This window comes from Pseudoalteromonas sp. 20-MNA-CIBAN-0454, assembly GCF_040308685.1.
In the GTDB taxonomy this organism is placed as follows: Bacteria; Pseudomonadota; Gammaproteobacteria; order Enterobacterales; family Alteromonadaceae; genus Pseudoalteromonas; species Pseudoalteromonas nigrifaciens.
In genome coordinates this window covers 1-11,976 of the sequence record NZ_JBEOOB010000026.1, presented here as the reverse complement: position 1 = coordinate 11,976, position 11,976 = coordinate 1, and the positions used below count along the sequence as shown (strand labels likewise).

At 39.7% G+C, this 11,976-nt stretch carries 11 protein-coding genes; 5 read left to right on the top strand and 6 right to left on the bottom strand.

Translation table 11 applies throughout. The annotated features are described in order from the left end of the window. Positions 1-52 precede the first annotated feature (52 nt). The 3 genes from AAEZ22_RS12960 to AAEZ22_RS12950 form a co-directional block, all read right to left on the bottom strand. The gene (locus tag AAEZ22_RS12960; RefSeq protein ID WP_352297506.1) at positions 53-1,897 is read right to left on the bottom strand and encodes a hypothetical protein; all 1,845 of its coding nucleotides are present in this window, start codon (positions 1,895-1,897) and stop codon (positions 53-55) included. Between the two features lie 555 nt (positions 1,898-2,452). Then, the gene (locus AAEZ22_RS12955) at positions 2,453-3,991 is read right to left on the bottom strand and encodes a DUF8808 domain-containing protein (RefSeq protein ID WP_352297503.1); all 1,539 of its coding nucleotides are present in this window, start codon (positions 3,989-3,991) and stop codon (positions 2,453-2,455) included. Next, entirely contained in the window at positions 3,988-4,584 is a 597-nt protein-coding gene (locus AAEZ22_RS12950) for a class I SAM-dependent methyltransferase (RefSeq protein ID WP_352297500.1), read from the bottom strand. The genes AAEZ22_RS12955 and AAEZ22_RS12950 overlap by 4 nt, the downstream gene beginning before the upstream one ends. A gap of 570 nt (positions 4,585-5,154) precedes the next feature. On the opposite strand from AAEZ22_RS12950, the gene AAEZ22_RS12945 reads away from it, so the two are divergent. Both AAEZ22_RS12945 and AAEZ22_RS12940 read left to right on the top strand, forming a co-directional pair. Next, the gene (locus tag AAEZ22_RS12945) at positions 5,155-6,756 is read left to right on the top strand and encodes an ABC-F family ATPase (RefSeq protein ID WP_086995465.1); all 1,602 of its coding nucleotides are present in this window, start codon (positions 5,155-5,157) and stop codon (positions 6,754-6,756) included. Between the two features lie 907 nt (positions 6,757-7,663). Beyond that, positions 7,664-8,557: a tetratricopeptide repeat protein gene (locus AAEZ22_RS12940; protein WP_309217322.1), complete on the top strand. Its 894-nt coding sequence runs from the start codon at positions 7,664-7,666 to the stop codon at positions 8,555-8,557. Here the strand turns inward: AAEZ22_RS12940 and AAEZ22_RS12935 are convergent. The 3 genes from AAEZ22_RS12935 to AAEZ22_RS12925 form a co-directional block, all read right to left on the bottom strand. Next, positions 8,547-8,867 (bottom strand): hypothetical protein, encoded by a 321-nt coding sequence (locus AAEZ22_RS12935; RefSeq protein ID WP_011329726.1) that lies wholly within the window; start codon positions 8,865-8,867, stop codon positions 8,547-8,549. The genes AAEZ22_RS12940 and AAEZ22_RS12935 overlap by 11 nt on opposite strands. A 27-nt stretch (positions 8,868-8,894) precedes the next feature. Continuing rightward, positions 8,895-9,635, bottom strand: a complete 741-nt coding sequence (locus AAEZ22_RS12930; RefSeq protein ID WP_011329725.1) for a nuclear transport factor 2 family protein — start codon at positions 9,633-9,635, stop codon at positions 8,895-8,897. Positions 9,636-9,849: 214 nt separating this feature from the next. Then, the gene (locus tag AAEZ22_RS12925; protein WP_309217323.1) at positions 9,850-10,593 is read right to left on the bottom strand and encodes a ferredoxin--NADP reductase; all 744 of its coding nucleotides are present in this window, start codon (positions 10,591-10,593) and stop codon (positions 9,850-9,852) included. Positions 10,594-10,940: 347 nt separating this feature from the next. Here AAEZ22_RS12925 and AAEZ22_RS12920 point away from each other — a divergent pair, with 347 nt between their 5' ends. The 3 genes from AAEZ22_RS12920 to AAEZ22_RS12910 form a co-directional block, all read left to right on the top strand. Beyond that, positions 10,941-11,204, top strand: a complete 264-nt coding sequence (locus AAEZ22_RS12920) for a hypothetical protein (RefSeq protein ID WP_226898068.1) — start codon at positions 10,941-10,943, stop codon at positions 11,202-11,204. 3 nt (positions 11,205-11,207) lie between these two features. Further along, positions 11,208-11,579, top strand: coding sequence for an IS66 family transposase zinc-finger binding domain-containing protein (locus tag AAEZ22_RS12915; RefSeq protein ID WP_350546327.1), 372 nt, complete (start codon positions 11,208-11,210; stop codon positions 11,577-11,579). Then, positions 11,468-11,976, top strand: a 509-nt coding sequence (locus AAEZ22_RS12910) for an IS66 family transposase (RefSeq protein WP_352297527.1), incomplete at its 3' end; no start/stop codon positions are given. The genes AAEZ22_RS12915 and AAEZ22_RS12910, both read left to right, overlap by 112 nt.

The window sequence follows — 11,976 nt, the reverse complement described above, 5'->3', positions numbered from 1 at the left end:
AATAGAGGTTATTAAATCCGTTAAAATCACACCAAAACATTCCAGCAACCCATTAAATATTTTTCGCTATTAACTCCGCCTTCAGCAAACCACCTTTGGTCAATAACTTAGGCGCAAAACTTGGGTTACGTTTTGACTTATAAGCATCAAGTATTAACTTAAGCCCATGCGCCTCAAGTAGTGAAATATTAACCTCTGTATCCATTTCAGCAGACTCGATAAAATCATCAGAAAAGCTAGGGGCAATTATTAATACCTGCGCTACACGTTTACCCTGATTTTCGGCACGTGTTACATAAGCTTTTACTTGTCGAGAAGTCGTTGAATATTTTGCAAAATCTCCATTTTTACAGGTTTTTGCTTCACCAATAATTATATCGTTATCACTGAGTGAAATTACGATATCTGCTTTATCTTTAGTGGTATTTAAATCTTTTCGTAGATCTTCGTCGATATTAAGTTCTAATAGCTCAAAAATAGCCTTTGTGACTTCTTCAAATTTAACGCCAATATCGGCTTCTGTAACATCAGCACCAGCTTCTTTTAACGCGTTAATGTCACGACGTGCTAGTGCATCGTAGTTCTCGATTAGTTTATCGGTGGCATTTGCAAAACTTTCTAAAATAGCAAAACGCGCATTTCCACGCTTAGAAAGCCTCATGCTGTCGCGAACTTGTTTTACTTCATCATTCGAAAGTAAATATAGAATGTCGTGTGGCGTAATACTTAAAGCACGCAGCTTTTCAGTGTCAATTAGTTCATTAGCTTCAAGTTCAAATGCTTCCTTTAGCACAGCTTGCATCGTGGGGAAGTGTTCTTCTAGTGTTTTTAGAAGTTGTTTAAAACCACTGGCGCTAAGTGAATCAAACTCTTTTTCTGTAGCACCTGATAATGATGACAGTATTAAACCAATACGTTCATCTAAAGTAGTGCCTAATTTTTCAGTATCAATTTCTAGGTCTTGTATCAACTGCTTTAGGCGTTCTTTACGTTGATTTTGGTTATCTTCGACACTATGAATATCGTCCGATAATAATTTAGCGGCGCTAATCCCTGAGTGAATAATTGTTTGAATTTTATCAGTGCGGCTTACACCTCTAATTTTACGCCCATGGGCTTTAAGCGCATTCGAAAGCTCAGCATCTGTGAGTGTTCTAAGTATTCTAAGTACATACTTATCGGCTAAATCCTTGCCTTGAATTTCATTAAGTAGAGTTACAATTTCATCTGGAATAAACACCTCTTGGCGCTTTTTGCTTATAAATAACAGCCCTATATCTCTTAGGCTATTTAAGGCATCCAACACACCATTTTGAGGAATAATATCAACTAGGTGCTCTACTGCGGCACATTCATCTGTTGTAAGGTTTAACTCATTAGAAAGCACATTTAGAATACTGCGCTCATCGTCCGTAACTTTAGCATCACGGTTGTTTTTTTCGTCATTGAAATATGCTTCTTTCATACAAGCATGATAAATTTTTAATGCGCGATTTCTTTCTAAAACATACTCTGCTGAGCCTTCTTGAATACACTCTTTAAGCTCTTTTGAAAGCTTTGATAATTCAGCCCATTCTTTTTCGTAAAGCGACTCAATCCAGCTTATCCTTGCAACTCCATTGCCATCACGGCTTAAAATATTCACCAGTAAATTTAGCTGTGCAGTGCTCATTAAGATCTGCTCTTTTACTGAGTTTTTAAAAAACTCCCGAACGGTGTTAAATAATTGAGTTATTTCACTGCCTGATGCATTTTTAATTTGGCCATCAATATTGTCTATTGTTTTAGCTAGCTTTTTATTATCTTTAGCCGCATCGGTACATAAACGATCTAGACAAGAAATGAATTTTGATTTTTCGACTTGATTAACAATTGATAAAACTTGATTAAGTTTCATTATTTAGAATCCTTTCTTTTAATGTGGTTACTAACGTACCAGTTAATTATTGTTACGGCAATATCGTTCACTTCATATTCAAATTGTTTAATCCGTTAAACAAAAAACAATTGAAATTAATAAGCACCAATTTACCAACACACTCCAATTCCCCGTGATCACACCTGAAAATAAGTTAATGATGAGTAATGTACAGCATGGATGCTGTACAAAGCGTAGCTTGGCCATGGATGGCCTATCTACGCTGGTTACGTTCACATCATTAACGTAAGTTGAGGTAAAGTGTGATCCTCGGGCGCGCCGTGGGATTCCAAAGGGCGGTCGGCGGCAGCCGCCCTTTGGTTGCCATCGCCAACGCGATATAACCTCGAATAGAGGTTATTAAATCTCTAAATCCCACGCAAAAAAACAACTGATGAGCGCGATATAAAATAGCACCAACATATTAATTACACCGAAATTCAAAAGCTTCGCTTTTCGCGTCAGCAAATTCAACGCCTACGAGCGAACATTTAACCTTCAATTTAAAAGCGCGAGGTAAACTCCCGCCTACAACTATTCCACAACTACCTGTTTAAACCTTGCGAATGTTCGCATGCTGTCATCAGCAATCATTACTTCATATTCTGGGTTTTGAGCGATTAGCTCATATTGCCCATTGGGTAATTTATTAACTTTGCGCAGTAAATACTGCCCATCACCGCTTATATCGTCTCGCTCTATCGCGACTATTTGGCCGCGCAGCGATCCCGCTTTATCAGATGTTATAAGCTCAAGTAGCAGTAAATCACCATCAAGTATTGGGTGTTTACCGCCATTCATTGAGTTACCCGATGCATGCGCAAAAAAGTGTACTTGTGGGTCGAGCTTGCCTGCACCAAGTGGTGCAGCCATAAATTCCATATCGCTTTCATCCCCTGTTTTAAAATGCCCACAAGCAATTTTTATATTGGGGAAATACGGCAGTTTTAATGCATCGTCAATTGATTTTAAGCTAATAACAGGCTCTGCAGCTTGATTTAACTCTGTTTGTTTTGCTTGTGGGAAAGCCACTATATCGGCGGTTGGTTTTGCTTGCTCAAAATGGTCTTTATTTCCAAGCCATAATTTAGCGTTGTTGGCTTGTGCCACCTGATACGCCCAATTGCTTACTGCGAGTGACTTATCTGCATCGCAGTGAAAATACGCACTTAGCTCATTACTAATAATTTGGCTGTTAACAACCAAGTTTTGATTTTGCCAGCGCTCGCGATGCTGTTGCGCAGCTAAAAAGTCTCGCTTATTGTTATTACATGTGCGATGCGCTGCTACAAAGTTATGGCCTAGGTCGTTTGCGTAACGGGCAAACGGTATAAAGTGGTCGACCTCAATATCGTTTTTCATTGGCTTTTGGCAATAAAAGCATGAGTTTGATTGCAGCTCTACTAACACAGGTTTTGCTTTTGTGAGTGCGTTACGGTCAAAGCCAAATAAAAAATCATGCAGTTGGCTTTGCGGGCCAATAAGTGTTTGGTTGTACTTTATACTTTGAATTTTTTGCAGCCACGCATTTTTAGCTAAGTACACGACTAAATCATAAAAACGTCTAAAGCAACTGGCGATACCTGCGTTTAAGGTAATGAATTTAGTGTTTTTAGTGTGCGGGTATAAAAAGCATTCTTCTTGTTTGGCAAGTATTTGTAATCGCCAAAGCGGACCACTTTTCAATGTTGCCATAGCAGCGTTAAATGTTGGTTTGTAAAATGAACTTTGCTTTAGCTGGCGTAAATTACGAATATTGTTTTGTTGGCATTCAAACAATACGCTAATTACTTTTGATTGCGCGCCTGTGTTTTGCAAAAGCAGAGCGCTTTCACCGGTATGTTCTGACGGAAACGGCATTGCATGATGCCAATATAAGGTAATTAATTTATCGGCAAGTGTAGGTAACTCTATTACTAACTCACTTTGATCTGACAATAACGGCTGTTCTACACATACATCGGCAATAGCATGCAGCAGGGCAAACTTATAAGTTGCGCTAAAGTCCCCTTCAACTAACATTCGTTGAATATACGCAATAAAGTCGAGCTGTTGCTGCATTGCTCCAATCATAAAACATGCACTACTTTTATAAGCGCATTTAACCACACTTCGCTTTCGCGCTCTGGGCGCTGATCAACACTTTGCCATTGTTTAATAGCTTTTAACTGCGTATGGCTAAGTAAATGCGTTAAAGAATTTTCGTTTAAATCGGTAAATTCACGACCATTATACACACGCTCTGTATCGCCATATTTAAACGATACATACAAAACACCGTTTGGTTTTAATGCATTTTGTAGGTTTAAAAATACCTGTGGTAATTCAGCTTTTGGCACGTGTAATAAACTGGCGCAGCACCAAATGGCATCGTATTTATTAACACAATCTAGCTGCTGGAAGGTTTTAACGTCGACGGGTTGCTGTAAGTAACTGCTTGCTATTGCGGCAAGTTCTGGGCTTGCATCAAACGCGCTAACAGTAAAACCCTGTTGTTTAAAGTAAGCAGCATCGCGGGCACTGCCGCACCCGGCATCTAAAATATGGCCGTGTTCGGTAACGTGTGGCAAAAACTCAGCATACAGCACTGACATATCAACATTTAAGGTTGAATCACTAAAGCTTTGTGCGTTTTGATTGTAGTAACTAAGTGTGGAGTTTGACACGAGACACACCGCTCCTTGGCTTATCTGTTAATAACTAACGTATTATTAAGTTAGTATTCATTTAAAACAATTTACCTGATTGGTAAAAATAAATATAGGCTTATTAGTTATATAACCAATAAAAACTACGCCGTTATCATTAATACGCGCCTGCTTTTACAATTATGTAAATTTAGCCTTAACTTTTAAACAATTAAGTACAAGCTTTTGTTATTACTAAATTTAAAAAACCACACAACACGTTTAAATTAATCCGAAGGTATAATCGTGCCTACACATTAAAAGCTGCGCTTTTCGCGTCAGCAAGCTCAACGCCTACAGCCCATAAGCGCGAAGTAAACTCCCGCTACTCTTGTACATTAACCTTGGTTAATTTTTACCTAAAGCCTCAAGCCTGACATCTAAAAACTGCTCTTGCCCTACTGGCTATTTTTTAAGTTTCTTTTACCTTTCATCTTTGGCTTTGGATCTGTATAATTCGCCAGCTAATTTACCCTATTGTCTGGTTCTTGTTTGTGGCGTTTTGCTGCAGCCTATCCCTGTCAGTACTTTTTCTAGGATTACATTTTTTTGATCTCCACCGCAAATATCACGATGCAGTTTGGCGCAGAGCCGTTGTTTGAAAACATTTCAGCTAAATTTGGTAACGGTAACCGTTACGGTTTAATTGGCGCTAACGGCTGCGGCAAGTCGACTTTCATGAAAATTTTAAGCGGGGCACTTGTGCCAAGTGCCGGTAATGTATCTATTACTCCTGGGTTAAAAGTAGGTAACCTAAGCCAAGACCAGTTTGCGTTTGAAGAATTTAGCGTAGTTGACGCTGTAATTATGGGCGACGTGGAGCTTTGGAAAGTAAAGCAAGAGCGCGAACGTATTTACTCTTTGCCAGAAATGAGCGAAGACGATGGCATGAAAGTAGCTGAGCTAGAAAGCGTATTTGCAGAAATGGACGGTTACACGGCAGAAAGCCGCGCTGAAGAAATTTTGCTAGAAGCGGGTATCGATAAAGAATTTCATTATGGCTTAATGGCAAACGTAGCGCCGGGCTGGAAATTACGTGTGCTTTTAGCACAGGCGTTATTTGCAAACCCTGATATTTTGCTACTCGATGAACCTACAAATAACTTGGATATTCATACAATTACCTGGCTTGCTAACGAGCTTAACAAGCGTAAATGTACCATGATTATTATTTCGCATGACCGTCACTTTTTAAACTCGGTATGTACACACATGGCCGACATTGATTACGGCGAGCTGCGTATTTACCCTGGTAACTACGAGAAGTTTTTAGAAGCTGCTGGCCTACAACGCGAGCAATTACTTGCTGAAAACGCGAAGAAGAGCGCTGAAATTGACGAACTACAAGACTTTGTTAACCGTTTTGGTGCTAACGCATCTAAAGCGAAACAAGCAAGTTCGCGTGCTAAAAAAATGGATAAAATTAAACTTGATGAAGTTAAATCGTCAAGCCGTATGAGCCCTTCGCTGAGCTTTGACGAAGGTAAAAAAATGTATCGCCAAGCGCTTGAAGTTAACAAAATTGGCCATGGCTTTGATGGCGAAATGTTGTTCTCTGGCGGCGACTTATTACTTGAAGCCGGCGCTAAGCTTGCAGTAATTGGCGAAAATGGTGTGGGTAAAACTACCTTTTTACGCTGTTTAGTAGACGAGCTTAAAAGCTTAGAGGGCGAAGTTAAGTGGTCTGAAAATGCTACTTTTGGTTATTGCCCGCAAGACAGCACTAAAGATTTTGATAACGACTTAACCTTGTTTGATTGGATGTCGCAGTGGCGCACCGCTAAGCACAACGATTTAATGGTACGTGGCATGTTAGGCCGTTTGTTGTTTACAGCAGACGATTCAAACAAAAAAGCGCGTAACTGTTCAGGTGGTGAAAAAAACCGTTTGTTATTTGGTAAGTTAATGATGCAAGACGTTAACGTACTCGTAATGGACGAGCCTACAAACCACATGGATATGGAAGCCATTGAAGCACTTAACAATGCGTTAAAAGACTTCCAAGGTACGCTTATTTTTGTAAGCCATGACCGTGAGTTTGTATCGTCACTTGCTACGCGTATTATTGATATTAAAGATAAACAAGTAATCGACTTTCAAGGCTCGTTTGACGAATACCTAGCCAGTTGCGAAGAGAAAAAAATAGCGTAATAACAGGCTTTAAATACTTTATTTAAGTATTAAGTAAAAACGGTGCTAACTTTAGCGCCGTTTTTTTGTGCTTGTTATTTGCGTTTCGAGTTGCGATCTTGGGCTTTGGCCTGTGAGCAATCGCTTTTAAGTAATTAACTCACAAAGAGGCTATGAGGCGCTGCGCTTTAGAGGGTGAAAAGAGCTGTAAGTTTCGAACTGCGGATAAAGTGGAGCTGCTCTACTCATTTACTCTCATTACCTTCTCTTTGTGCAATTTTTGTTGGCCGAGCTTTATGCCGCGCATTTTAAATTTAAAAGCCTATTCACAAAAAGGTATGAGGCGCTGCGCTTTTAGAGGATGAAAAGAGCTGTGGGTGGTGTGAAAAATAAATATAGCTCTACTAATTTACTCTCATTGTCTTCTCTTTGTGCAATTTTTGTAGGCGGGGCTTTATGCCGCGCATTTTAAATAATAAAAATGATCGCTTTTAAAATAAGCGACGTAATGTAATGTGAAGGGCTTAAAAAGTTGGCTGTCGGGTAACCAAGGTCACTGTGTATATCCCCCTTCGCCATGTGACATAAAGGTGTATTTTGTGATGATTTATACACCTTATTTATTTAAAGTATTGAATTGAGTTAAGTAATTGTTCAGCTTAGTCGCGTTATTATGCAATCTAACTTATTGTTTTTCCCTTTGACATTATGTTGTTTTAAGTAGTTTTTGCCAGCTCACCTTGAGCTGGTTTTTTTTGCCTAATTTTTATCAATAGCGTCTAAAAATGTCTAATTGCTGCAAACTAACGTTAATTACCTAACCGGCGCTATAAAGTGTTTAACGAAACAGCAACCTCCTCTAGTACCCTGAATCTGTGCATGTTAAAGTTGCCTTAGCGATTTATTGATTTTATTTATTAGGCGTACTATGCGTTACTTTTTATTACTATTGTTTATTTGCGTAACTTTTAATTCTACAGCGATCATTGCTGCTGAAGATGACCCTTTTTCGGCTCCCACCGAGCAGCAACAAAACCAAGCTGTTGATGGGCTAGCTGCTCCTATGTATAAGCCGCTAATGGAGCGTTATATTCTTGATGAGCTTAGAGCTGTGCGTCAAGATCAGCAAAAACTACGTGAGGATGTAACAAAACAAGTTACTCATGCCCAGCTAGATACCGCCGACCGTGCAATTACCTACACTACTGATACCATTAATAATGTATTTTTTATTATTACGGCTACCGCATCAATTTTAGTATTAGTGGGTTGGAACTCACTGCGCGATGTTAAAAATAAAGTAGAAGACATAGTAAATACCCGAGTAAGCGTTATTACCGATGAGTATGAAGATCGCTTAAAAATTCTTGAAGAAAAACTGCGCGTTCGCTCTGAAGAAATACTCAGTAACCAAGAACGGATTTCGGTCACTAATGAAGTTCACTCACTGTGGATGCGGGCTAATTTAGAAAGTGATTTTGCTAACAAAATTGAAATTTTTGACGAAATTTTAAAACGTAAACCCGAAGACGTAGAAGCTATTGCTTATAAAGCCGATGCACTGCTAGAAATTAACGACACAGCACAAGCTATTGAGCTATGTAACCAAGCAATAGAGATAGACAGCGATTATGGCTATGCTTATTGGCAACGTGCGTGTGCTTATGCGTTAATTCATGAACATGCCGATGCGTTAGCCGATATAAAAATGGCGCTAGATTACTCGCCTAACTTACGCAATGAACTACTGCACGAGAGTGCGTTTGCTAGCCTTCACGACAACGAAAGCTTTAACGATATTTTGAGTGCGACTAGCGTTTAAAGTACAGATCTATTGCTTTACTGAGCAGCTCGTCGAGCTGCTCTTCAAACTCTACTATATTTATTTGAAAGTGATCAAAGTACAGCTTGGCCTGAACTTGCGATAAGTTGCGGCTATTTACGCTGTATTGACGTTCACTTTTTTGCTTGTCGTAACGAGGGGTAAATAAAAATTGCGCATAATATGGTGATTTAATATGCTTATTAGCATAGCGACAAAAATCTTCTATGTGGCTTAGCCCTTGTGGGCCTAAACAGCCTGGCTCTACCCGATACTCTAGGCGAATTTTTTTCTCGTCGTTTAACTGCATTTTGATACTTACTTACCTAGTTATGAGTTATCGAAAAAATAACACACGAATTATTTTACCATCTTTAACTTGATAGCTTGAAATAAGCTCTGAGCGTTTATCTATTACGTTTTTATCTACTGAGCAGGTTTCTGATAATTCATGATCAATTACTATGTCGCCATGTACTATGCGTTTAATTGGTGATGAATGAATGCATTTTAGTTTTTTAAACATTAAGCCATAACGGGCTATTAGTTTTTCTTTGCCTTTAAATAGCAGCTCGTTAGGAAAAATATAAAATTCAACGTCTTCGGCATAAACCCGAATAAACTCTTCAATATTACGGGCGTTATAGGCTTTAACTAATTGTTCAATTACAGCTAATGATTCGCGCGATTGTTTGGCTTTTGTTTGCTGTTTTTGCGTTAAGGCTTCTTTAGCTTGCGTTACTACTTGCTCAGCTTTGGCTATAGCGGCGGCTTTTTCTTCTTTATTTTTAATTTTTTCAACTGGCTTAGGAGTTTCGGTGCCAAGTACTTTTGAGTCGTCTACTTTGTTAGGATCAACAACTGGTTTTGTTAATACTGCTTCTTTATGTTCTAGGGTATTGAGCCTATCTGTAGCTTGTTGCTTTGACTCGTCGGCAGCTTGCTGCTGTTTTTCAATTACAGGCTTAGCTTGCTCTGCACTGCTTTGCGCCGTTGTGTTGGTTTCTTGCTCTGTTGCGTAAACAAGTGCCGCGGCACCAATAAATATAAAAGCAAAAACGATAGGTAAAGATTTCATAGTTTTCCTAAAATGAGCACGAAATACTGTTAGGGCGCAACATAGCAAATTTTACGGTTTTGGGGTAGTGATTATCTGTTTAGTACTAGAGCATGTTTGGTATTTAGCATGGTTATTGCCCATTTAAAGGAATAACCACACTAAATAGGTACTTATTTACCTAAAAACCAAACATATTGCTACACGTTCAAGCGGGCAAAATACACACGCCTAACTACCAATATTGCTCAACTGTTATGTGGCCGGGGGTTCTACGGCGATTGCGTTGGTAATTTTGGCTTATTAGTAATTCGGTGGTGTCTTTTACCATTTGCGGATTACCACAGATCATAAACTGTGCATTTTCGGGCGTGGCATCTAGCCCAACGTGCGAAAACAATTGCTTATTAGCTATCGCATCCGTTATTCGTCCGTGCAACCCTACATCAGCTTGCTCACGACTCACTACAGGAATGTAATTTAACTGCTTAGGATGAGCTTCAAGTAGTGTGTTTATAAGCTCCTGATAGCTTAAATCGTCATTTAAACGTACACCATGTACTAGGTTTATATGCTGATACTTTTGCCATACTTCGCTCTGTTGCAGCATGGATAAAAACGGCCCTAAAGCGGTACCTGTGCTTAGCATCCATAACTGCTCGCTGGCGGGTATTTCGTCAAGGGTAAAAAAGCCTGTAGCGCGGCGCTCTATTAGTACATTATCACCTGGTTGTAGCTTGGCTAAATGCGATGAGAGTAAACCGTCAACTACGTTTATTAGGTAAAACTCTAAATTGGGGTCATCGGAGGCATTAACATAGGAGTAAGCCCGTGCAATACGTTTATCGCCATCCATTATAGATAGCTTAGTAAACTGCCCCGCTTTAAATGGCTCAACGTCGGCATTTACCGTTATGCTAAATAACGAGTCTGTCCACCAAGTAATTTTTTTTACTGTTGCATCAACCCAATTAGACATAGTTAGCTCCTATATTATCGGCTATAAAGTATTAAGGTTACTGATTTACTTTAAATGTGCGTTTTAGAGCTTAAACCTTAACATTAAGTAATAAATACTTATAGCTAAAACACTGTGTAATTGCAGGTAAAACAATCAGGATCAACCAGTCAAAATAAAGAGAGTATATGTAGTTAATGTCTGTGTTTATTTTGCGTTAGATTGGCTTTTTTACTTTTAGATCTGATATTTTTTAAAATATAATATATTTAATGATTCGCACTGCGTGCGCGCGGCACCCGACTTTATCGGGGTTATCGGTGATGTAAATTAATCAGATCGTTTTTTTTACTTGAACGATCTTTCCCATGTGTCATGCTATTAAAATGCCAGACACTATTCTCATCACCGAACTACAAAATCAGCTTGCACTTATGCAGGCTAAGCTTGATGCTTTACAAGAAGATAAGGTTGAAATGCAATCGCGGATTGACCACTTGCTTGCTGAGCTTAAGTTAAGTAAATCCCAAAAATACGGTAAAAAAAGTGAAAAAGCCCCACGGGGCACCTTCAATGAAGCGGAGCAGCATAAAACGACTGAGCCGCCTAAACACCATAAGAAAGGCAAATAAACGCTGGCTGAGCACTTTGAACGAGAAGAGGTTGAGCACACCTTAACCGAGTTAACGTGTCAGTGTTGCGGTGAGCAACTACATCAATGTGGTAGTGAAGACAGCGAACAAGTTAAAATTATTCCGGCGAAAGTCAGCGTCATTAAGCACAAACAATTTAAATATGCTTGCAGACATTGCGAGCATGAACAATTGACCAGTAAAATCATCACCGCGCCTAAACCTAAACAACCGATACCGGGGAGTATTGCCAGTCCCGAGGCATTAGCGGCGGTTGTGACAGGCAAATACTGCGATGCCTTACCGCCTTACCGCTTTATCGTTTCGTTGACATACTGGGCCGTGGCGGCCTTGAACTATCGCGCGGAACATTAGCTAATTGGTGTATTAAAGCGGGCCTGCTAATCAGCCCCTTAGTGGCAGCCATGCAACGTCACTTGCTTAGTGAGCACAGTTTATGTGCCGATGAAACCCGTACACAAGTCTTAGATGAAGGTGACAATCCTAGCAGCAATTCCTACATGTGGGTTTATCGCAGCAATGAGGTTAGCCATGAGCCTGTCGTGATTTACGATTACCAAGCAGGTCGAAGTCGCGCTTGCGCAAAAGAATTTCTTGCCGGTTATCAAGGCTATTTACAGTGCGACGGTTACCGTGTTTATGACGGTATTGAAGGCATTACCCCTGTTGGTTGTTGGGCACACGCTAGACGCAAATATAACGATGCCTTAAAAGCAGAGTCGAAAAACAAAGGTCGAGCGCATAAAGCCAT

What these genes read in the sequence shown, in the direction of transcription:
- AAEZ22_RS12935 (WP_011329726.1), bottom strand. Translation starts at nt 8,867, where the DNA reads ATGCAGTTAAACGACGAGAAAAAAATTCGCCTAGAGTATCGGGTAGAG.
- AAEZ22_RS12925 (WP_309217323.1), bottom strand. Translation starts at nt 10,593, where the DNA reads ATGTCTAATTGGGTTGATGCAACAGTAAAAAAAATTACTTGGTGGACA.
- AAEZ22_RS12920 (WP_226898068.1), top strand. Translation starts at nt 10,941, where the DNA reads ATGTGTCATGCTATTAAAATGCCAGACACTATTCTCATCACCGAACTA.
- AAEZ22_RS12960 (WP_352297506.1), bottom strand. Translation starts at nt 1,897, where the DNA reads ATGAAACTTAATCAAGTTTTATCAATTGTTAATCAAGTCGAAAAATCA.
- AAEZ22_RS12955 (WP_352297503.1), bottom strand. Translation starts at nt 3,991, where the DNA reads ATGATTGGAGCAATGCAGCAACAGCTCGACTTTATTGCGTATATTCAA.
- AAEZ22_RS12930 (WP_011329725.1), bottom strand. Translation starts at nt 9,635, where the DNA reads ATGAAATCTTTACCTATCGTTTTTGCTTTTATATTTATTGGTGCCGCG.
- AAEZ22_RS12940 (WP_309217322.1), top strand. Translation starts at nt 7,664, where the DNA reads ATGCGTTACTTTTTATTACTATTGTTTATTTGCGTAACTTTTAATTCT.